The following is a 23,064-nucleotide window of genomic DNA, read 5'->3' as shown; positions in this document are numbered from 1 at the left end:
CCAATTTTGTTATCTAAATAAATTATACCCCAAAATCTTCCTCATATCTGTTTCATTTGTTACCCATCATTAATTTCACTAATAACTATTTTATCTCTTCCAGTTTTCTTAGCCTTATAAAGATTTTCATCTGCACATTTAATAAAGTCCTTAGCCTTTATTATGTTTCCTTCTTTTAAACAACAAACCCCAAAACTTGCAGTGATATTTATTTTATTACCCTCATACATAAATTCTTTATTACCTAGTAATGTCTTTATCTTATTTGAAACCACCATAGCTCCTTCTTTATTTGTATTATTAAGTACAATTAAAAACTCCTCTCCACCATATCTACTAACCCAATCTGTAGATTTTCTAATGGATTCCAATATAAGTTTCCCGAACTCTTTTAGAATATAGTCTCCAGCTAAATGTCCATATGTATCATTTACTTCTTTAAAATAATCAATATCCAAGATTATTACACACATCGGCAATTTATTAATAGCATTTTCATTTATATCTACATATAGCTGCCCATCAATAAATCTTCTATTATAAATTCCTGTTAAAGGATCTGTTATCATAGCATAATTTAATCTACTAATTAAATCATTAATTTTTTCTACATTTTTATATTCTGATTGTACAACGAATGCTTTCATTGTTATATCTTTTATTAGTTCCACCACATATGTACAGTCATTAATATTTACCGGTGATGCTATAGTTAAAAAAACTCTTTTTTCTTTATACTCTATTTTTATAAAAGTATCATTTTCTCGAAGAGCCCTTATACATACACAATTTTCACAGGTTCTATTTTTATTCCAAAACTCATAACAAGTGCTAGTTATATCGACATTATAATTCTCATCATTATAGATAACCTTCTTATTAACGGGATTAATAATCCTAATAACATCATAAAGATTTTTAAATATAGATAATCTATCTTTAATTTCACTTAAAATGCTCATTTGTACCCCTCCGTTTTTAGGATCTATAATACTATTTTTTAGTTTGCTTATCTTTTATAGTTTTAATGCAAAAATATAAAATAAAGCTATAAATGAGCATTAATTTACTCAAATACAGCTTTAAATTGTTTAATCACTTTTATCTAGGCTATTTATGAGTACCTTTTTTGAATACTCGTAGAAATTATATGAATCCCCGCCATTCTTTTTTGTATAATACATGGCGTTATCTGCACAGTTCACAAGCTCCTCTATATTATCTCCATCATTAGGAAAAACGCTGATACCTATACTAATATTGATATAATGCTCATTATCATTCAAATTAATTGGTTGAGACTTAATATTATATATTATTCTATCCATAAGACAAATAATATCTTCTCTATTTTTAATAAATTGTTGGATTATTAAAAACTCATCTCCCCCTAGTCTTCCAAAAATATCTGTATTTCTAATAGATTTCTTTACTGCATTTGCTATGGTTTTTAGCATCATATCGCCCTCACAATGACCATATGTATCATTAATATCCTTAAATTTATCAACATCAAATAATATAACGGCAATTGTATATTTATGTTTTTTAGCTTCTTCTAAAGCTATATTAAGTTTAGACATTAAACTAGCTCTATTATATACATTAGTAAGAGAATCATATTTGGCAAGATATACAACTTTCTCCTCTATCTTTTTACGTTCTGTTATATTTCTTATTATTCTTATTATTATCCTTTCATTATTTACAATAATAGAGTTTGCACTAATTTCTACTGGAAAAGTAGTACCATCTTTTCTTATGTTGATTGTTTCAAAAACACTGCCTTCATTATCTATAATTTCACATTCAGCAAGGTTTTTTGAAGAATCCAGTGTTCTAAGATTCTTTAAACTTTTAGTTTTTAATTCACTGTAACTGTATCCATACTCTATTACTGCTGTTTTGTTTCCGTCAATAATTTGTCCATCCTCTGTTGTATATAATATTATATCATGTGCGTTCTCAAACAAAATTTTGTGTTTTCTTAATGTTTCTTCTAGCTTTCTTAATATCACTGATGCAACAATAATCATAAATATAATAATTATTATATCTATAATAAATTTATATTTCATATAAACAAAAACTCCAAAATCAACATCTATACCTGCAATTGCAATGATTTCTCCTTGCGAATTTTTTATTGGTGCATAAGCTGATACAAATGTACCTAAATTATCCCTTATAGGATTCGGTGTATAAGTAACTTTTCCTTTAAATGCTTGTCTCATTTCTTCTTCAAAATTATATTTTTCTCCAAGCTTTGATGGCTCAACTAACGCTGAATCTACTAAGAAATGAATAGTATCTCTTTCTCTATACATTGTATAGAAATACTTTACATCCTTATCATTTTTCCATTTTATCATTTCTAGTTGAATTTCTTTGTACTCAGTACTATTCATAGATTTGTTTTTTATGACTCTATCTAATTTATCTCCATCGATGACATTTACAGCATCCACTACATTTGCTTTTACACCTACTTGAAATTTACTTACAACAACCCTGTAAAATGTAATATTTACAACTAGTAAAATTATGATAGTTAAAATAAATATACTTTCTACGATTTTTAAAGACGTTAACTCTAAATTTTTCATAAGTTAGCCCCCAAAACTTAATTTAAAGCTATTAAGATTATACTGTTTCTAACGTTTTAAATATCCTCTTTTGATAGAATCCTCTATAATTTCCTTTGCATATTCCCAAATTTCAGGAGCATTTTCTTTTAATATTTCATTTCTCTTTAATACCATTTCACTAGTTACTCCTGGCCTTCTCCAAGTATGGCCATTAGTATTATAATTAAGAATTAGTGGTTGAACTCTATCAAGACAAGCAGCAAACTTAGCTTCTGAAGTCTTTAATTCTTCAAACTCACGCCAAAGATTCCAAACTTCCTCTGATTGATCCCCTGGTAACATTCCAAAAAGCCTTTCAGCTGCTCTCTCTTCTCTTTCTGCTTTATCTTCATAGCCCTTTTCATCATAGCAATATGTATCTCCTGCATAAATTTCAACAAGATCATGTATGACAACCATTTTAATTACTTGTAATACATCTACAGGCACCTTTGAATATTCATAAAGCATCATTGCCATAATAGCTAAATGCCATGAGTGTTCTGCATCATTTTCATTTCTTGTTGTTCCTGTAACAATATTTTGCCTAAAGATATGTTTTAATTTATCAATTTCTACAATAAACTGTATTTGCTTTGAAAGTCTTTCATTAAACATATTCTACCCCCATTATCTATAATCAATGATTTATATTAATTATCTGATATGTATAGAAAGCCATCCATAGGATGGCTTTCTATACAAAATTATACTCCTTGCAAATTATAAAATCAATGAAACTTTCATACTGCTATACTGGTCAAAGATAGAAGCTTATTTTGTATGTAATATCATTATATTATATAATAAAAACAAAAAAGTTGCGAAGCAACTTTTTGCTGCACAACCTTATTTTATAGTTTTCTCTCTGACAACTTTATAAGTTTTATTATCTTGCATTGTTACATATATAATTTGTATTTCTTCCTTATTGTCTTTATTAACTTTAAATATTAACTCAAAATCCTTATCATTTATGATATTATAAAATTCAAATTCAATTCCATATTGATCTATATATTCTTTTTGAAATTTACTTGCTATATAATATATTCCACATTCAACAGGATGTGTTTTGGCAAATGACTCAGAAGGAAGTTTTCCTTTATTCTTTTTTGCAAAATCCTCTCCTTCCTTCATGGCTTTTTCTATTTCAGGAAGCACATTATATTCGTAACTAGCTATGACCCACTTTTTATCTTTATTAACCATTCTTAACTTAATTTCTTGGTAAATAGGTTTGCCATCTAAAATATAATCAATTTTAAAATTTAATACATATGACTTATATTCTTTATTGTCAATTTTAATGTTTTCCTCTACTTTGCTACCAAGTGTAGATAAAATATATGTGGATACTTCATTTTTTGATTTTATGATTTTTACTTGAAAATCTTTTCCATCTAAAATATCCTTTGGATTTAGAAAATAAGAAGATGACTTGTCCAGTACCTCTCCAATAGTATTAGGATTGTATGTGAAGTATTCCTTTACAAACTCTTCTGCAGCTTGCTGAGCTTTTGATATATTATTTTCCTCACTGCTTATCTCTACTATATTACTACTTGTACTAACAGCAGCTTGCTTACATTGTATAAATATTGCTCCTGATACTATTACGCTCATGAGTAATGCTAATGTCTTTTTCATACGTATTCTCCCCCTTTTTTATCCCCGAGGTGACTCCACTTTTTACAGATGCCTTATACAAAATAATATGCTAAATCTCTTGCTATTATTCTAGCTTTTAAGTGAATTTATTATATATATAATTTAAACATTTCTTTTTTCTTCTTATTACCTTTTGAATTCTCTTAGCTTTTTCCATATGACCGTACTTAATTTCATCATCTCTCCACTCTATAAGTTCTAAATATAACTTTGAAAACTTATTCTTCATACAGCTTGCCCCCTAGTTTAATATCTTTAAATAATACATTCTTATTATTTATAAAATTAAAATAGAACAATATCGCTTAGTAATTTTATGTATATTTTTATTATTGACCAATTTCCACAAAAAAAGTCACAAAAATAGATAGTCTATTCTTATGACTTTTTTATTATAAAGGGTATCATCTTAATATTTATAAAAGCAAACACGCTAAAGATTGATCTCTTTTCACAACCTTTAGCGTGCCACACTTTAAAATGCCTTAAACATGTCTTTTTTTACACCGCATACTGGACACTTTTCCACATTGTCCCCAATTTCTGTATATCCACACACTGGACATACATAAATAGTGTCTATTTCAATATCTTTTCCTTCTTTAGCTTTATCCTGAGCGTCTTGAAACAGCTTAGCATGGATTTTTTCAGCTTCTAGAGCATAATGAAATGCCCTTTCAGCATCTTTTTCATTTTGAAATCTTGCAGTTTCAAGATATACCGGATACATTTGATCCACTTCATGAAGTTCTCCATTGATTGCTCCCTGAAGATTATCAACTATATTAGTATGACCAAATACTGCTCCCGCTGCAACCGTGCTATCTCCTACTTGTTCCTTAAGTACATTAAAGTGATTTTTAGCATGAGCCCATTCTGCATATGCTACTCCTTTAAAAAGTCTTCCTATATTAGGAAATCCATCTTTTTCTGCATATTCCCCCCATATAAGATATCTCATATGTGCCATACTTTCTCCACCATATGCCGAACGTAAAAAATCAGCAGTCATTGCATTGTTTAATGCCATAACAAACACATCCTCTCTTATAATTTATTCCAAGTATATTATTATGCCTAAGTTAAATTTATATACCATTTATAAACTACACTTTAAAACTTTCTATCTTTTCATTAAGTTTTTGAGATAATTTATTAAGTTCCTCTGAAGTCTTTGAAACCTCATAACTAATTGCTAACTGCTCTTCTGTAGATGCTGATATTTCTTCAGTTGAGGCTGAAGTTTGCTCTGAAGATGCTGCTATATTTCCCATTACCCCTACTATTTCATCTTTTTTGCTAGTCATTTCATAATTTAGCTTGACAATTTTCTCTACTTCCCCACTTAGCTTGCTTACCATATTGGTTATCTTAATAAATATATCTTCCGTTTTCACCACTGCATTTGATTGTTGGCTAGCTATTTCACTTGCAAATTCCATAGTGTTAACTGCATTTTTGGATCCCGATTGAATTCCCATTACTAAATCTCTTATCTTACTTGTTGCATCTTTTGATTGTTCTGCAAGTTTTCTTACCTCATCTGCGACCACGGAAAATCCGCGACCTGCTTCTCCTGCTCTAGCTGCTTCAATGGAGGCATTTAATGCAAGTAAATTTGTTTGTGCTGCAATTTTTTCTATTGTATCTATAATACTTCCAATTTCATCTGATTTGATATCAACTTCATTGATTACTTTTGAAACCTTTTGGGCTGCATCATTATTTTCTTTAGTACTTTGGGTTAGCATCTGTACTACTTCAATGCCCTTTTCATTTAAGCTATCAACTTCATCAAATATTTCCTTTGAATCATTAATAGCACTGGCAACTAATTGAATGCTATTTGACAAATCTTTAATCTTACTAAGCGCCATATCAGTTCCTTTAGCTTGATTTACCGTTATATTAGAAACCTCTCCAATAACTCTTGTAATTTCTTCTGTGGAAGCACTACTTTCTTCTGCCATTGAAGCTAAGCTATCTGCTGCGGAAGTAACTTCTGTTGATATATTATTTATATCCTTTATCAGTTCTCCTAGATTTTCAGACATAGAATTGAGAGTAGAACCAAGTATACCTATCTCATCATTAGATTTAATGTCACTTCTTATTGTCAAATCACCACCACCAATTCCTTTCATATCCTTTACTAATTTATGCAAAGATATAATCATTGGTTTTGAGAAAATCATTCCTAGCATTGCTGCTATGATTATAATTATAACTCCGGCTATGGATATCACCTTAAAAATAACTGATAAGCTTTCATGTATTTCAGAGTAACTCATTTCTCCTACTATACTCCATCCTGTTTTATTATTAGTAGTAAAAACAGCAAAGTTATTTTCACCATTATAACTATACTCAATAGTATCTGATTTTTTACTTGTCACTGCATCTAAAATATCTTTGACAGGTATTTCTTTATTATTAAACACCTTATCTGTATGAGCTAATATATTTCCTTTACTATTGGCTATAAAAAAGTGTCCCTCTTTTCCCAGCCTGGTTTCACTGACAAGTTTAGATAACACATCTAATGATATGTCAGCTCCAACTACGCCTATAAGTTCACCTTTAGAATTTCTTACAGGCTTTGCAACTGTCACAGTTAGTTTCCCTGATGCCTCATCTACGTAAGGTTCTGTCCAAGTCATTTTGCCTGCTTTCATAGCTTGTTGATACCATAGCCTGGCTGTTGGATCAAATCCCTTTGGCAAATTAACTTTTGGATAAACAAATAACCTTTTATCATGTGTTGCAATATAAACTGCCATTGAATCTGTGTGCACTTCCTGATAGCTTTGAAGTGCGTTATATGTATAGAGAAGTTCCTCAGGCTTATTATTTAAGACATCCCTTATGTTTAAATTATTACTTAACATATTAATATTGTTTTCATTTTCTGTAATATAAGTTTCAATGGTTGAACTGAGTTTTTCAGCCATCTGCATAGAATTTTTCTTAAACTCAGACCCTAATACATGTTTTGCATTTGAATAAGTAATAAGTGCTAAAGTTACAATAGGAATTACTATAATTCCTATAAGCAAGAATATTAATTTGTTTTTTATGGATCCCTTTAGTCTGTTATTCTTTGATTTTTTCATAGATTGTCCCCCTTGTAGTCATTTATTTTTATGCTAAAAAAGCATTGGCCCCTTACATACTTTTCTAACATCAATTTGCATATACTCTTAACTTTTCTTGTTATTCGCTGACGATTTTTATAAGTTTAAATATTTTAAATCGTATCACTCCGATTATTTTATGTCAATAAATAACTTTACATTTCAATCATCATTCCGTATATTATGACAATATAAAAGGCATATCTCTTTGAAAATATGCCTTTTACAAATATCAAATTCATCTATTATTTTATTTGTTTTAGCACTTCTAAGAAGTATCTATATGTTCTTTCAGTTGAAGAAATACTTAGCTTTTCATCAGGAGTGTGCACATCATACATATTTGGTCCAAAGGAAATCATATCTACACCACCTAAAATATCCTTTAGTATTCCACATTCAAGGCCTGCATGTATTGCTGTTACTTTTGGTTCTGAACCATACATATCCTTATAAACATTTTTAAATACTTCTCTAATATATGAATCCTCCCTGTACTCCCAGGCTGGATAGTCAGATTCTAAGCTCATATTTGCACCAACAACATTACAGATACTTTCAATTTCTTTCACTATACTATCCTTTAAGCTTTTAACTGAACTTCTTATAGCACTTTCAAAGGTTATCTTATCATATTCAGTTGTAACTACGCCTAAATTTGTAGAACTTTGAACTAATCCTTTAATATCCATGCTCATAGTTTGTATTCCTTGAGGAATTAACATAAGTATTGCTATAACCTTATTCGTTAGTTCTTTAGAGAATGCCTTATCTATATTTATATCCATTTCTTCTAACTGTACAGTTATTCCTGGATCTGAAGCCCTAAGTTCATTTTTTAAGGTTTCTTGCCACTTTTTTGCTATATTCTGTAAATGATTTTTATTTTCTTCTTTGATAAGGATTATAGCTTCAGCTTCCCTTGGAATTGCATTCATCTTTGCTCCACCATTTATTTCTGCTATGTATAATTCCATTTGTGAATTTATATCATTTAAAACTCTTCCTATAATCTTATTAGAGTTTCCCCTTCCTTTATCGATATCCATTCCTGAATGTCCTCCCTTTAGGCCCTTCACAATAACCTTATAAGGGATAAAGCCTTCTTGTCCTTTCTGTAATTCCAACTTAATGCTAACTTTATTTCTAACACCGCCAGCACATGAAGATAAAAGTTCCCCTTCTTCCTCTGAATCAATGTTAATTAAAATCTTTCCAGAAAGATTTTCTCCCTTAACACTGGAGGCTCCTCCCATTCCTGTTTCTTCTTCAGTTGTAACTAAAACCTCTATAGCAGGATGCTTTATATCACTACTTGCAAGTATAGCTAAACAATAAGCTACTGCTATACCATTATCTGCTCCCAAAGTAGTTCCTGTTGCTTTTATAAAATCGCCTTCTATTTTTAGCTTAATAGAGTCTTTTTCAAAATTATGCTCTGTTCCATTGTTTTTTTCACAAACCATGTCCATATGTCCTTGTAAGATTACAGTTGGGGCATTTTCATATCCTTTAGTTGAATCCTTTTTAATTATTATATTTAATGCTTCATCTTGTATTACCTCTAAATTATGTTCCTTTGCAAAATCAACTAAATAATCGCTTATAGCCCTTTCATTCCCAGAACCCCTTGGTATTCTGCTTATCTCTTCAAAGTATCTAAATACTAAACTCGGGGATAAATCCTTAAGTATGTTATCCAAATCACTCATCCTCTCACCGTTTAATTACATTTTTCTATTATAATAATTTTAACATACACTTCAAGTTTAATACATAAATTAGAAACTATATTGCAAATAATGTTAGCATCATACCATCTTTATCTCATAAGGATAAATAAATGCCATGATAAAATGTTTTTATCATGGCATTTATTTTATATTAACTTTGTGTTTTCCATCAGTGATTTAATTTTAGCAGTTTGTTCTTCATTTGCTTGAATAAATGGAACTGTGCAGTAATCCTGCATTTCTACTCCCCTCAATATCATCGCTTTCTTCACAATAGGAATAAATGGCGTTCCAATATCATAAATTGCCATCATTTCATTTATGATCTTTTGAATTTCTGCAACCTTTTCAAAATCCTTTGCATTAATAGCCTTTACCCATGCAGCGCATATTTCAGGTGCAAGATTAGAAAGTCCTCCAATGCATCCCGCTCCGCCGCAGAGTATGTTATGTGCGAAGTTTTCATCAAATCCTGAGTAAACTTCAAAGTCAGGGAACTCTTTATGCATTACATCAATAAGTTGTCTTGTATGACCCATTACTGTAACAGTATCCTTATAGCCTACAATATTTTTATGCTTTCTTACCAAGCTTAAAGTAATTTCCGGTGTCAAATCATATCCAGTTCTATCTGGGAAGTTATATAGATAAATATTTGCTTTGGTTCTCTCTGCCACTATGTCATAAAAAAGTTCAATGCTTTCTCTTGAAAGACTAAAGTAATACGGACTTATAATCATAACAGCATGTGCACCTACTTCATGAGCATAATTTGAAAGCTCTATAGTTTCATCTGTAGACATACAGCTTGTGCCAATATAAACACGAGTTCTCTCATTAATATATTCTACTGCTAGTTTAATGAGCTCTTTTTTCTGTTCCATGGTCATTGTAAAGAACTCACCTGTACTACCCATTACTACAATACCATCTACTCCACCATTAATTAAATGATCATAAACATTTTTATTTGCCTGATGATCAATATTTCCATCTTTATCAAATGCGGTAACTACTGGGGTCAAAAACTTTGCTTTCATAATATATACGCTCCTTTTGTTATTTCTTAAAATACTTGTCATTCTACTATATTTCTCAATACACCAATGTTTTCAACTTCACATTCTACTACATCTCCAGCTTTCATAAATCGTGGAGGTTTAAATCCCATCCCAACACCGGAAGGGGTTCCTGTGGCAATTATGTCACCAGGTTCTAACGTAATTCCATTAGAAATCTCAGCTATTATAGATGGAATGTCCGCTAGAAAATGTTTAGTATTTGAGCTCTGTCTTAGTTCTCCATTCACTCTGCTGCAAACATTTATTTCTACTGGAAATGGAATTTCACTTTTATGAACTATAGCAGGTCCTAATGATGTAAAGGTATCTAAACTTTTTCCCCTATACCATTGCAGATGCTGCTGCTGTAAATTTCGTGCAGAAATATCATTCATGATTGTATATCCAAAAACATAATCCTCAGCCTTTTCCTTAGGAATGTTTGTACCTTTAGTTCCGATAATAACTGCAAGTTCAACTTCATAATCTAATTGTTCATCGATATTTATATGACTTATTATTGTATCTTCTGGCCCAATGGTTTCTGTTGCTCGTTTTGAAAAGTAAACAGTCCTTTTAGGTTCACTAAAACTTTCTTTATCAAAACTTTCTTTTGTTTCATTCAAATGATTTTGATAATTTACACCTACACAAATAATGTCATGAATTGGTCTTTTAATTGGTGAACAGAGCTTAATTTCATGTATTGGATACGTTGTGAAGCCTGTTGTATCATTTTTAAGTAAACTATTCTGAATTATTTCAATATCAGAACTGGATATATTGTTTATTAAGTCATTCATATCAGTAAATTTTTTACTTAGCTTAATGCTTGATAATTCTATTACTAAAGTGCCATCTTTAGAAAGTAAACCTAGCTCTTCTTTATCTGATTTCCTAAAACATATGAATTTCATTATGCATCACCTCACATAAATTACAATATCTATTCCTCTTCTATTTACGCTATCCTCTTAAATAATTCAATTAATTTTTCCTTACTAAAGAATACTGGATTTGCACCTGCACAAGCATCCTTCATGGCATTTTCAGCTAGCAGCTCAAAATCAGGATTGTCTACTCCAACTTCTTTTAATGACTTTGGAATTCCAACCTCTTCTGAAAGTGCTTTCATTTTGCTAATTACAAAATTAACACACTCTTCATCTGATTTACCCGTAACATCCATTCCAATTACTTCAGCTATAGCACGGAACTTATCTGGAGCTCCCTTTGCATTTTCTTCTTCAACTATAGGTAATAACATAGCATTACATACACCATGCGGTAAATCATATAGTCCGCCCAACTGATGTGCCATGGCGTGTACATTTCCAAGTCCAGCATTACTAAATGCAATACCATTTAAGAAACAAGCATAGCACATCTGCTCTCTGGCTTCGATGCCACTGCCGTCTTTAACAGCCCTTGGGAGAAACTCAAATATTTGTTTTATAGAATATAGTGCAGTTGAATCTGTTACATCATATGCACCGTTAGCTACTACCGCCTCCACAGCATGGGTCAATGCATCCATACCAGTTGCAGCAGTTAACGGCCCTGGTTTACTTATCATAAGCTCTGGATCATTAACTGTAATTGCTGCTAATGAATTGGTATCAACCATAATCATTTTTACGTGGCGTTCTTCGTCAGTTATAACATAATTAATCGTAACTTCTGCGGAAGTTCCAGCAGTTGTTGTTATAGCCACAATTGGAAGACACTTTTTAGTAGTTTTATTTATACCTTCATAATCTTTTGTAGAACCACCATTGGTAGCAAGAATAGAGATAGCCTTACCACAGTCCTGCGGTGATCCTCCTCCAATGGTAATAACAAAATCACAATTTTCTTTCTCAAGAATTTTTAAGCCATTGTCAACATTAGTTACCGTCGGATTTGGCTTAACGTCATCATATACAACATATTCTATACCTATTTCAGTTAGTAGATTTGTTACCTTTTTTACTGTTCCATTGGAAGTTAAAAACTTATCACTAACCACAAAAGCTTTTTTAGCTCCAAGTGATTTAATTGGTTCTTTTGCTTCAGCAAGACAACCTCTTCCAAGTAAATTTACTGGTGGAATATAATAAATACTCATACAAATATTTCTCCTTTAATTAATATAACATCTGGATTTTATGCAATGAGGCCTGCATTATTGCAAGCCTAATTGTAATTTTCCTATATATCTACTATACGTAGTTACAAACTCTAGCAATAGCTATTTCCATATAACCAAGAGATTCTGCTTTTGAAAGTTTACCGCTTGCTGTTTCAACAACTTTACCTAATAACTCATCGGCTAACTCGTCCATAGTTTTAGTTCCATAAATTACTGGACTAGCATCGAAATCCATGTTATCTTCCATATTTTTATAAGTAATCTTATTACCTGTAATCTTTATAACAGGTGCTATTGGATTACCTGTTGGAGTACCACGTCCAGTGGTAAATACAACTATTTGAGCTCCTCCTGCAATCATACCTGCAACTGAGGATGGGTCATTACCTGGAGTGTCCATGATAACAAGACCTTTTTCTGTTACTGGCTTAGCATAGTCAAATACAGCATTAATTACACTATGCCCACCTTTGTGAATACATCCAAGAGATTTTTCTTCAAGAGTTGTTAATCCACCTGCCTTATTACCTGGTGATGGGTTACCTTCTCTTACTTCTTCTCCAACTAATTGAAGGGCTTTTTCATATCTATGAACTATGTCGTAAATTCTATCACGAACTTCTTCATTCTTTGCACGTCTAGCAAGGATGTGTTCTGCTCCTATAAACTCAGTTGTTTCACTAAGAATTGATGTTGATCCATGTTCTACTAATCTATCACTAAGTGCGCCTACAAGTGGGTTTGAAGCAAGTCCTGATGTTGGGTCTGAGCCACCACATTCTGTACCAACAATTAGTTCGGAAATCGGGAATTCTTCTCTTCTAAGCATACTAGCTTCTTCTGCCATTTCTTTAGCATAGCGGACAGCCTTTTCGATTGTCTTAAGCGTTCCACCTGCTTCTTGAATTATAACGGTTTTAAGAGGTTTGTTAGTTCTTTCCTCAATTGCTTTAGTTACTAAATCCATTTGACAGTTTTCACATCCAAGGGAAATAACAACTGTACCATAAATATTAGGGTTAGCTGCAAATCCAGCCATTACATCCATTGTAAACTGCTGATCTGAAGCAACCTGTGAACATCCATTTTGATTATTAAATGTAACAGCACCTTCTACCTGTGATGCAACTATTCTTGTTGTATCCGAAGCACATACACTTGCTGGTAAAATTAAAATGTGGTTTCTAATTCCTACTTTTCCATCTGGTCTTTTATATCCATAAAAATTCATAGCTAATCTCCCCCTTATAATTCTTCTCTAACACTTTGTACATTATGTTCATGAACATGCATACCAGCCTTAATATCTGTTGCCGCTACACCTATATGTTCACCATACTTGCTTATTGGATTACCTTTAGCAATGTCTTTAACCGCTATTTTATGATAAATTATGATATTATCTAATGCAATCAACGTTTTAACCATATCATCCTTTGATTTATAGTTAATTTCCGAACCCTTCTCAATAGGTTCAATTGCTACTATGACATCATCCTTCTCATCAATCATTAACGCGTTTACCATGCTTATCTCTCCTTTTTATATTAGATATTTTATCTATAGTAAAATTAGATTAAATCCCTACTAATGTCCCATCTTCTTTTGTTATTGGAATTTGTGGACATCCAAATTTTTTAGCCCACCAGTCAGTTACTAAAGGAACTAATATTGCTGTAACAACAGTAGATGCTGCTACTTGAGAAGTTGCTACAGCTACATAAGGTGCCCAGCTTGGATCTATTAATGCAACAGCTGCAGGCACAGCAATGGCATTTCCAGCAGTTGTAGCAACTGCCCATCCTGCATATCCTGGACGTCTTCCTATTATTCTGTCGCAGAATACAATAAATGCGCCTCCCACTAATACTGTAATTAAGCCTAGTACTATTCCTTGTGGGCCACCTTTAATAACATTAGTTAAATTAATTCCAGCTCCTAAGGTTAATCCAACAAACGGTATCAAAATATCTCCTGCTGGTGCTAAGAAATCTCTTAAACTTTTGTCTAAGTTTCCAAGAATCATACCTACAATAATAGGAATAACTGTAGCAATTAAAGCCTTTCCTGGAATATTAGCCAGTCCAGATGCTCCTAAAGCTATTAAAGTAAAGAACGGCCCATCATTTAATGCTAAAAGAGCCATAGCAGCACAATCTGTAGTATCACCGTAACTTTTCATTAATGCTAAGTAAACACTTCCGTTACTATTTGTTACTGCGCTGATTACTGATAATGCTGATAATCCTAGAACTCCAGCAAATCCAAATATTTTCCCCACTGCAATTCCTATAGCTGCCCCGATAATAAATTTTGATATTAATAATATTCCTCCACGCTTAAGAACTTTAGGCATGTCCTTAATTTGTAATGTAGTTCCTAAGCAAAATAGTTGAATTCCCATCGCAGTTGCTGCACCTGCATTGGAAAACACAGCTGTTGTAAAGGATCCTATCTTAAGTGCTTCTGGAAAAAATGTGTTTAGGAATGATCCAATCAGTAATGGAACAATCATCATACCTGCTGGTACCTTTTTTAGAAACTTCATAATCATAATAATATCTTCCTCCTAAAAGTTTTAATATTAAAATTCCCAAATTAAAATTTAACTATATAAATCGTTTTCTAATTGTTTTTTCCCCACCTTTCAATTTAATTACGTTTTTCACGTTCGTTATTACGAACCGTATTTGTATTTACGAACTTGTTGAGATTATAATATCATCTATGGAATAGTATGTCAATATTAATTGTTATCATTTTCTGAAAAATTTTATTTATCTTTGTTTTCAGCAAAATCATATTGCCTGTCTTGAAAATAAATTCCTTTTTTGTTATTATAGTGTTGGCTTTATTTGTAGAGGAGGTATTATACTTTGATTGATTCAGAACACAGACCCACTTCACGTGTTTTAGATATATTAGAGCTGCTTGCATTTTCTTCTGAAGGCTATACTTTAACAGAAATCGCTAGTGCTATTAACGCTCCAAAAAGCAGTATTTTCCCAGTTATTAGAACGTTATATGAAAGAAAATTTATTGAGATTAATAAGCATACATCTAAATATATAATTGGTATAAGTTCATTTGCTGTTGGTTCTTCTTATTCACAGAATCTAGATGTTTTGAATTTTATCACTGAAGAAATGCAGCTTATTGTCGATAAAAGCTCAGAAACTTGCCAGCTAGGGGTACTAAATAAGGATAAAGTTCTTTATATTGCTAAAGTAGATTCCCCTGAGCCTATTAGATTAATTTCATCAGTAGGAAAATCATTGCCGGCTTATTGTACAGCTTTGGGTAAAGCTTTGTTATGTGATTGTTCAAAGCAGCAATTAAAAGATCTTTATCCTAATGGCTTAGAATCTTATACACCTAATACAATAACTGATTTTGATATATTGTATCAGCAGCTATCTAATACTCGTCAAACTAATATTGCTGTGGAGTATGAGGAAATTACCGACCACATTAGATGTATAGCTGTTCCAATTCGTAAAGATAATCAAGTTGGTTTTGCTATTAGTGTAAGTATTCCTTCATTCCGAGCAACACCTGAAAAAATAGAATTAATAAAAAAACTTTTAATACAATCTAAGGCAAAAATTGAAGCCTTGTTAAACAGACTTGATATTGATATAAGTTCCTTATCCTTTTTTCCAAGTAATTTATAAAAAGATATCAAGCTACATAAAAATCCCCATGCTTACAGCATGGGGATTTCAGATTTTAATACCTGATTTTATCCTACTTCTTCTACCTTTACATTATACTCTTTCCCATTTACCTTTAATAAAATTTCACTGATTCTAATGATACTTTCACTAATACAATTCCTTTTAATTGTATTAATATCTTCTTCCATTTCTTCGAGAAGCCTTTGAGCCTCGTAAATAGTTACTTTTTTAAATGTAATACAATCTCCAGGCTTAGCCTGCGCTATTTTAGGAAGATCTATAGAAATAACATTGGCAATTTTTGTATACCCCCCAGCAGTTTGTCTATCTGCCATCATAATAATTGGTTGTCCATGATTTGGGATTTGAATAGCACCAAAATTAATTCCATCAGATATAATATCTCCACCACTAATATGTTCAATTGCCTCTCCTTCTAATCTATATCCCATACGATCACATTCATTAGTAACTTTATATTCGGCAGATAAAAACTTTTGTATTCCCTTTTCAGTAAAATAATCATCTTGAGGTCCTAAAACAACTCTTACTTCTATATTATTTGAATACGTAGGAATATATTTATTAGGTAGCTTTCTGTGCTTAGTAGAAGTTAAGTTATCTTGTAAATTACCTATTTTTATAATATCTCCTGATTTTAAATTCCCTCCATTAAGTCCACCTATTTTAGCTTTAACATAAGTAGACCTACTTCCCATAACCTTTTCAACTTGAATCCCACCTGCAAATGCTATATAGCTTCTACATCCATTTTTAATCTGACCAAATCCTAATATGTCTCCTTTTTTTATACGTATACTTTCCCACATAGGTACAGGTTCGCTATTTAAAACTGGACTTAAATCCCCTCCTGTAATAGCAATTAAGGAGTCATTCATAATCTCTATTTCGGGACCTAATATAGTCACTTCTAAGAGAGCTTCATTTTCATTGTTCCCTACCAAAATATTACCTACTCTATGGGAAAAACTATCCATAACTCCTGAAACAGGAACACCAAATTGCTGATATCCATATCTTCCATTGTCTTGTATCAATGTCAAAAGTCCAGGATTTTTGATTTTTATTTCTCCCATTATACCCTCTCCTCCCTTTTCTTAATATAAGTACTATATTCATAACATCCATCATTTGCATCTTTCTCTATAGTTTTATACTGTTCTTCAGAGATAGGTATAAATTTAATATAGTTTCCTGCTTTTAAAAGTATGGGCACTTCCCTATTTGGTTCATAAAGCTTTAAAGGGGTTTTGCCGATTAATTGCCATCCACCAGGACTATCAATAGGATATATTCCTGTTTGATTTGCTGCAATTCCTACAGATCCTTTGCTAATTTTTGTTCTTGGTACTTTTAATCTTGGTGTAGCAATTTTTTCATCCATTCCTCCAAGATATGGGAACCCAGGGGTAAATCCTAACATATATATGAGATATTCCTTGGAACTGTGTATTTTTATTACCTCTTCTACAGTTATTCCATTATACTGAGCAACATTTCCAATATCTGCTCCATATTCTCCTCCATATAATGTGGGTATTTCAATAACTTCAGGCTCTGGTAATGAAATATCTTTAAGCTTACTTTCTAACAATTTTAATTCACTTACTAAATTATCATATTTTATATTTAAAGGATTATAGTGAATTATTAAAGAGCGATAAGTTGGCACAATTTCTATTACACCTTCTATTTTATTTAATTCCAAGGCTACCATCATTGATCTTACCTTATTACTTATATCTTCAGAAATCTCATTTCCATATTCAACAGTTAACGCCCTATCTCCAGCTGTTAAATATCTTGTCTCCTTATACATGGTATTTCCTCCTGATTAATTTTTCTAAAATATGCTTGATAATGACCTCATTCCTGCGTATGCAGCAATTACAACAACTAATATACCAAGTATTAACATCCATTTAGGATGATTGTACTCTCCTACAATATCCTTTCTTTTAGAGGCTACTAATATTACTCCTAGGGTTATTGGTAAGATTAATCCATTAAGGGATCCTGCTAAAATAAGCAGCTTTACTGGTTGTCCTATCATAGCCATGACAATTGTTGAGAAAATAATAAATCCTATAGTAGTCTGCTTTTCATATTTTTGTATAAATGGATTGAGTGTTTTTAAAAATGATACAGATGTATAGGCGGCCCCCACTACTGAAGTAATACTTGCAGCTAATAATACAACACCGAAAAACTTATATCCAATCATTCCCGCACCACTCTTAAAAGCAGAGGCCGCTGGATTAGACGGATCTAAAGCAATTCCTTTGCTTACAACTCCTAATACCGCTAAAAATACTAGTATTCTCATAATGGATGCAATTGTAATACCAAGTACTGCAGATTGCGTAACTTCTTTAACCTTATTTATTCCTGTAATTCCTGCATCAATCAATCTATGTCCACCTGAAAAAGTAATATAGCCTCCTACTGTTCCGCCAAGTAACGTAATTATTGGAAATAATAACAACTCAGGGTTTTCTGGAGTAACGCTTCTAATCAAAGCTTCTCCAGCAGGCGGCTGCGTCTTAATTGCAACATACGTCACAATTATAATCATTAATACTCCTAAAACCTGTGTAAGCTTATCTACCACTGAACCTGCTTCCTTAGATAAAAAAATAACACTTGCTACAATTCCACAAATGATAGTAGCATATTGTACGTTAAGACCAAAAATAACATTTAATCCCAAAGCTGCACCACCAACATTTCCAATATTAAATGCCAGCCCTCCCATTGCTACGAGTATTGCAATAAAATATCCAAGCCCAGGTACAACTTTATTTGCAATGTCTTGTCCCCTCATCCCAGATACACCAATAATTCTCCATACATTTATCTGAGCGCCTATATTAAATATAATTGAAACTAATACTACAAAAGCAAAACTCGCAGCAAATCTCTCGGTAAATTGGGCTGTTTGAGTCAAAAATCCTGGTCCTATAGCTGAAGTTGCCATGATAAACGCCGCACCTATAAGGGCACTTCCATTTCCACGCCTCGGTTTTAAATTCTTTGAGGTTTTCTCCATTTCCGTGTTCATGACCCTTCCCTCCTATTTAATAAAATTTGAGATTGAAGCTATTTCAATTTCTTCCTCTTGAAGTCTCCTTCTAATTTCCTTAACAAACTTCACAGCATCTGGATTATCTCCATGTACGCATATAGATTGGGCATTTATGTTAACATCTTCACCAGTTATTGCTGTAACCTTCCCTTCCTTTACCATTTTTATAACTCTAGATATAGCAACATCAGCGTCATGAATAACAGAACCTTTCTTCGATCTTGCCACCAATGTTCCATCAGAATTGTATGCTCTATCAGCAAATACTTCATTAGCTACTTTTAATCCTACCTGTTCACCTGCTCTAGTCAATTCACTATTAGCAAGTCCTAATAAAATAATGTCCTTGTCCACTTCATATATAGCTTCAGCTATGGCTGTTGCCAATGTTAAATCCTTTGCAGCCATATTATACATAGCTCCATGTGGTTTTACATGTTGTATTTTCTCACCTTCAGCCTTTGCAAATGCCATAAGTGCTCCTAATTGATACTTTATATAAGCTTTCATCTCACCAGGACTTACGGAAAGATTTCTTCGTCCAAACCCAATTAAATCTGGGAAACCAGGATGTGCCCCAATCGCCACTCCATTTTCCTTTGCTGTTTTAATAGTGTTTTCCATAACTTCAGCATCACCAGCATGCCATCCACAAGCAACATTTACGGAAGTAACATATTTTATCACTTCTTCATCTAATCCTATCTTATAATTTCCAAAGCTTTCCCCTAGATCACTGTTCAAATCAACCTTAAACATAATAAGTACCTCCCATATAATTATCTTTTCAATTATTAAACCGATGTTTCATTTATACCTATAATACTTATATTAATAAAATATTGGATATATGTATCATTGATAAAATTTTATATATATTTATTAACAAAAAACTAGACGTAATACCCAATAGTTTTTACTAGGTATCACGTCTAATTAATTTATTTATAAACTTTACTAAAATTACACCCTAAAATTTTAGATATTTCTTTAGCAGTCTTTTTTGCTTCATTTATGATCAATGGTAGAGACTTATTATTAAATCTTTGCTCTGGTCCTGCAACACTTAAGGATGCCACAACATTTTGAGAATAATCAAATATAGGCACCCCTACTGAAACAGTTTGTGGTTCTAGCTCCCCGAAGCTAATTGTATAACCCTTTATTCTATTTTCTTCTATGTTTTCCCACAACTTCTTCTTGTCAGTAATAGTATTATCTGTGTATTTAACCAAAGGTTCCTTGTCCAAAATGTCTTGTATCTCTTTATCATCTAAAAAAGACAATATTGCCCTTGCACAAGCTCCAGCACTTAAAGGCACTGTTCTCCCTACTCTTGTGAATAACCTCACAGGATGCGTACATGTTATTTTTTCAATATAAATAGAATAATTATTTTCCCTTATAGATAACTGAATATCTTCATTAAGTAGATCCCTTAACTCTTTCATTAGCGGGAGGGCAACTTCCTTTAGCTCCATTGATTCTGATACAAGCATTCCCAGTTCAAAAAACTTCATACCTAATTTATACTGATTTTGCTGTCCATGAATATCAACCTTTTGTAAAAATCCATTTTTCGCAAAAGTATTAAGTAGCCTATACACTGTTGCTTTTGGTATAGAGGACTCTCTGCTTATTTCACTTAACCCTCTAACAGGGCATTCATTAGTAAAATACTTTAAAAGCTCTAGCGCCTTATCCAGGCTGTTATTTATATTGTTTTGTTCTGTTAACACTTATTTCTTATCCCCCTTTTTGACTAAACTTTCACCTTATGATTTTATTTTCCGCTCATTAAAAATCCCATTATATGATAGTTTACCTTAATATGTAAAAATATTCAATCAGGCTATGTATGAAAACTTATTTCTTTTAACTAATAGTACATATAAATTATTTAAATAAATTTAACTTTAATTTTTTATATAGCATATTCTTAATCCATTGACATATAAATATACTAAACCGATGGTTCATTATTTATATACCAGTAATAATTTATCTTTATTAATTCATAAAAAATATATAAATGTTTGTACTAATAAGGAGGAATTTTATGTCAGTACTTGAAAGCATATTAGTTGCTTTATTTGTTATGTCTATAGTTTTTGCTGTTCTTATTGCACTAAGCCTTTTTTTAAATTTACAATCCAAATGTTTTCATTTTTTTAAGAAAAAAGCGAAATTAGCTACCATTGCCCAAGGCAAAAATACCTTAGAAGTATTAACTGATAAAACCACTTTCGTCGATGTTGATGAAAAGACGGTTGCAATTATTGCAGCTTCAATAAGTCATGCATCTAACATTCCTTTAAAATCAGTTAAAATTAAATCCATAAGACCACTTGATGTATAATCACATTATTATTTTAGAGGGGGAACACTTAAATGAATTATATTATTACTGTTGATAATAAAAAATATGAGGTGGAAATTATAAATTCTACTACAGAAAAAGTCACTAATAACGTTTCTAAAGAGACAATTAAAAAGACAAGTACAATTAGCGAACTATTAAAATCTCCAATGCCTGGCACAATCATAGACATAAAAGTAAGTCTGGGAGATAATGTGAAAAAAGGTAGCACTTTATTTATACTTGAAGCTATGAAAATGGAAAATGAAATTGCAGCCCCTAAAGATGGAATCATTAAAGAAATTCAGGTTGCAAAGGGAAGCTCTGTTAACACAAGTGATATTCTTGCTGTGATTGAATAGAAAAGGGGGGTATATAAATGTCTTTTTCATTTTCAGATACAATTATAAAATTATTTAACGAATCAGGTTTTGCAGCACTAACATGGGAACAATTAATAATGATTCTTATCTCTTTTCTGCTTATATATCTAGCTATTAAAAAAAAGTTCGAGCCCCTTTTACTGCTACCTATATCCTTTGGGGTCCTTCTAGCTAATTTACCATCTACAGGAATAATGTCTGGCCCGCTTGCAAGCCCTTCTGAACCAGGGGGATTACTTTATTATTTATATCAAGGTGTCAAATTAGGAATTTATCCTTCTCTAATATTTCTAGGAATCGGTGCAATGACTGACTTTGGGCCTCTTATTGCTAGGCCTTCAAGTTTATTTCTAGGTGCAGCATCCCAATTAGGTGTTGTTACTGCTTTTATTATTGCAATTGCACTAGGCTTCTCACCTAAAGCTGCAGCTTCAATAGGTATCATTGGTGGCGCGGATGGGCCTACAGCAATATTTTTAACAACGAGGCTTGCTCCAGAATTGCTGCCAGCAATTGCAATTGCAGCTTATTCTTATATGGCGCTAATTCCCCTTATACAACCTCCTTTAATGCAGTTACTCACAACAAAAAAAGAGCGAGAAATTAAAATGGACCAGCTTAGAGAGGTATCTAAAGTTGAAAAAATAGTGTTTCCTATAGCAGTTACAGTACTTACAGTGCTATTGCTTCCTTCTGTAGCACCTCTTATAGGAATGTTAATGATGGGAAATCTATTTAAGGAGTCCGGAGTTGTTGAAAGGCTCTCTAATACAGCACAAAATGCATTAATTAATATCGTTACCATTTTTCTTGGTACTACTGTAGGGGCTACTGCCAGAGCCGATAGATTCTTAAGCCCTGAGACTTTAAAAATTATATTCCTTGGACTTGCTGCATTTGCATTTAGTACAATAGGCGGATTACTTTTAGGGAAACTTATGTGCTTTTTATCCGGGGGAAAAATCAATCCTCTTATAGGATCTGCTGGAGTTTCCGCTGTTCCAATGGCTGCAAGAGTTTCTCAAGTTGAAGGACAAAAGGCTAATCCATCAAACTATCTTCTTATGCATGCAATGGGTCCCAATGTAGCAGGCGTTATAGGTTCAGCAGTTGCTGCTGGAGTCCTTTTGGCTCTTTTCGGATAATAATTTAAAACTTAAACAGTGATTTTGCTATGTAAAA

General features: G+C 32.2%; 23 protein-coding genes. 4 read left to right on the top strand and 19 right to left on the bottom strand.

Annotation, left to right across the window (positions count from 1 at the left end; translation table 11 throughout):
* Positions 1-59: 59 nt before the first annotated feature.
* The 14 genes from JOC70_RS05765 to JOC70_RS05700 all read right to left on the bottom strand — a co-directional run bounded on the left by JOC70_RS05765 (position 60) and on the right by JOC70_RS05700 (position 14,911).
* Positions 60-962, bottom strand: a complete 903-nt coding sequence (locus tag JOC70_RS05765) for a GGDEF domain-containing protein (RefSeq protein ID WP_204597939.1) — start codon at positions 960-962, stop codon at positions 60-62.
* A 129-nt stretch (positions 963-1,091) separates the two neighbouring features.
* Positions 1,092-2,606 (bottom strand): sensor domain-containing diguanylate cyclase, encoded by a 1,515-nt coding sequence (locus JOC70_RS05760; protein ID WP_204597938.1) that lies wholly within the window; start codon positions 2,604-2,606, stop codon positions 1,092-1,094.
* Between the two features lie 48 nt (positions 2,607-2,654).
* Positions 2,655-3,245 (bottom strand): HD domain-containing protein, encoded by a 591-nt coding sequence (locus JOC70_RS05755; protein ID WP_204597937.1) that lies wholly within the window; start codon positions 3,243-3,245, stop codon positions 2,655-2,657.
* 231 nt (positions 3,246-3,476) lie between these two features.
* On the bottom strand, positions 3,477-4,277 hold the full coding sequence (locus tag JOC70_RS05750; protein ID WP_204597936.1) for a hypothetical protein: 801 nt from the start codon (positions 4,275-4,277) through the stop codon (positions 3,477-3,479).
* A gap of 97 nt (positions 4,278-4,374) precedes the next feature.
* A complete protein-coding gene (locus JOC70_RS05745) occupies positions 4,375-4,527 on the bottom strand; it encodes a hypothetical protein (RefSeq protein WP_204597935.1) in 153 nt (50 codons plus the stop codon).
* A 246-nt stretch (positions 4,528-4,773) separates the two neighbouring features.
* Positions 4,774-5,328 carry a rubrerythrin family protein gene (locus JOC70_RS05740; RefSeq protein WP_204597934.1) on the bottom strand — a complete coding sequence of 185 codons (555 nt, stop codon included), beginning with the start codon at positions 5,326-5,328 and terminating at the stop codon, positions 4,774-4,776.
* A 76-nt stretch (positions 5,329-5,404) separates the two neighbouring features.
* Positions 5,405-7,411: a methyl-accepting chemotaxis protein gene (locus tag JOC70_RS05735; RefSeq protein WP_204597933.1), complete on the bottom strand. Its 2,007-nt coding sequence runs from the start codon at positions 7,409-7,411 to the stop codon at positions 5,405-5,407.
* A 266-nt stretch (positions 7,412-7,677) separates the two neighbouring features.
* A complete protein-coding gene (locus tag JOC70_RS05730) occupies positions 7,678-9,144 on the bottom strand; it encodes an aminoacyl-histidine dipeptidase (protein WP_279381237.1) in 1,467 nt (488 codons plus the stop codon).
* 167 nt (positions 9,145-9,311) lie between these two features.
* Positions 9,312-10,205: a dihydrodipicolinate synthase family protein gene (locus tag JOC70_RS05725; RefSeq protein WP_204597931.1), complete on the bottom strand. Its 894-nt coding sequence runs from the start codon at positions 10,203-10,205 to the stop codon at positions 9,312-9,314.
* Positions 10,206-10,243: 38 nt separating this feature from the next.
* Positions 10,244-11,143 (bottom strand): fumarylacetoacetate hydrolase family protein, encoded by a 900-nt coding sequence (locus tag JOC70_RS05720; protein WP_204597930.1) that lies wholly within the window; start codon positions 11,141-11,143, stop codon positions 10,244-10,246.
* A 44-nt stretch (positions 11,144-11,187) separates the two neighbouring features.
* Positions 11,188-12,333: an iron-containing alcohol dehydrogenase gene (locus tag JOC70_RS05715; protein WP_204597929.1), complete on the bottom strand. Its 1,146-nt coding sequence runs from the start codon at positions 12,331-12,333 to the stop codon at positions 11,188-11,190.
* Positions 12,334-12,427: 94 nt separating this feature from the next.
* Positions 12,428-13,588 carry a UxaA family hydrolase gene (locus JOC70_RS05710; RefSeq protein WP_204597928.1) on the bottom strand — a complete coding sequence of 387 codons (1,161 nt, stop codon included), beginning with the start codon at positions 13,586-13,588 and terminating at the stop codon, positions 12,428-12,430.
* 14 nt (positions 13,589-13,602) lie between these two features.
* Entirely contained in the window at positions 13,603-13,884 is a 282-nt protein-coding gene (locus JOC70_RS05705) for a UxaA family hydrolase (RefSeq protein ID WP_204597927.1), read from the bottom strand.
* A 49-nt stretch (positions 13,885-13,933) separates the two neighbouring features.
* Positions 13,934-14,911 carry a 2-keto-3-deoxygluconate permease gene (locus JOC70_RS05700; RefSeq protein WP_207755241.1) on the bottom strand — a complete coding sequence of 326 codons (978 nt, stop codon included), beginning with the start codon at positions 14,909-14,911 and terminating at the stop codon, positions 13,934-13,936.
* Positions 14,912-15,233: 322 nt separating this feature from the next.
* Between JOC70_RS05700 and JOC70_RS05695 the strand changes: the two genes are divergently transcribed.
* A complete protein-coding gene (locus JOC70_RS05695) occupies positions 15,234-16,031 on the top strand; it encodes an IclR family transcriptional regulator (RefSeq protein WP_204597926.1) in 798 nt (265 codons plus the stop codon).
* Between the two features lie 68 nt (positions 16,032-16,099).
* Here the strand turns inward: JOC70_RS05695 and JOC70_RS05690 are convergent, their stop codons facing one another.
* The 5 genes from JOC70_RS05690 to JOC70_RS05670 form a co-directional block, all read right to left on the bottom strand.
* Entirely contained in the window at positions 16,100-17,131 is a 1,032-nt protein-coding gene (locus JOC70_RS05690) for a 5-oxoprolinase subunit C family protein (protein WP_204597925.1), read from the bottom strand.
* On the bottom strand, positions 17,131-17,874 hold the full coding sequence (gene pxpB / locus JOC70_RS05685; protein WP_204597924.1) for a 5-oxoprolinase subunit PxpB: 744 nt from the start codon (positions 17,872-17,874) through the stop codon (positions 17,131-17,133). The genes JOC70_RS05690 and pxpB overlap by 1 nt, the downstream gene beginning before the upstream one ends.
* Positions 17,875-17,898: 24 nt before the next feature.
* Positions 17,899-19,116 carry an NRAMP family divalent metal transporter gene (locus tag JOC70_RS05680; RefSeq protein ID WP_341534861.1) on the bottom strand — a complete coding sequence of 406 codons (1,218 nt, stop codon included), beginning with the start codon at positions 19,114-19,116 and terminating at the stop codon, positions 17,899-17,901.
* Positions 19,117-19,128: 12 nt separating this feature from the next.
* On the bottom strand, positions 19,129-19,899 hold the full coding sequence (locus tag JOC70_RS05675) for a LamB/YcsF family protein (protein ID WP_204597923.1): 771 nt from the start codon (positions 19,897-19,899) through the stop codon (positions 19,129-19,131).
* 182 nt (positions 19,900-20,081) lie between these two features.
* On the bottom strand, positions 20,082-20,879 hold the full coding sequence (locus JOC70_RS05670) for an IclR family transcriptional regulator domain-containing protein (protein WP_204597922.1): 798 nt from the start codon (positions 20,877-20,879) through the stop codon (positions 20,082-20,084).
* 320 nt (positions 20,880-21,199) lie between these two features.
* On the opposite strand from JOC70_RS05670, the gene JOC70_RS05665 reads away from it, so the two are divergent.
* Genes JOC70_RS05665 through JOC70_RS05655 form a run of 3 tightly spaced genes read left to right on the top strand, consistent with a single transcriptional unit; the run spans position 21,200 to position 23,027 of the window.
* Positions 21,200-21,499 carry an OadG family protein gene (locus JOC70_RS05665; protein ID WP_204597921.1) on the top strand — a complete coding sequence of 100 codons (300 nt, stop codon included), beginning with the start codon at positions 21,200-21,202 and terminating at the stop codon, positions 21,497-21,499.
* A 32-nt stretch (positions 21,500-21,531) separates the two neighbouring features.
* Positions 21,532-21,861 carry a biotin/lipoyl-containing protein gene (locus tag JOC70_RS05660; protein ID WP_204597920.1) on the top strand — a complete coding sequence of 110 codons (330 nt, stop codon included), beginning with the start codon at positions 21,532-21,534 and terminating at the stop codon, positions 21,859-21,861.
* A 17-nt stretch (positions 21,862-21,878) separates the two neighbouring features.
* Positions 21,879-23,027, top strand: coding sequence for a sodium ion-translocating decarboxylase subunit beta (locus JOC70_RS05655; RefSeq protein ID WP_204597919.1), 1,149 nt, complete (start codon positions 21,879-21,881; stop codon positions 23,025-23,027).
* The last annotated feature ends 37 nt before the right edge of the window (positions 23,028-23,064 follow it).

Source organism: Clostridium pascui, from assembly GCF_016908015.1.
Classification (GTDB): domain Bacteria; phylum Bacillota; class Clostridia; order Clostridiales; family Clostridiaceae; genus Clostridium_AK; species Clostridium_AK pascui.
Note: the sequence above shows the minus strand (reverse complement) of the source record. Positions and strands in the feature narration are given on the sequence as shown.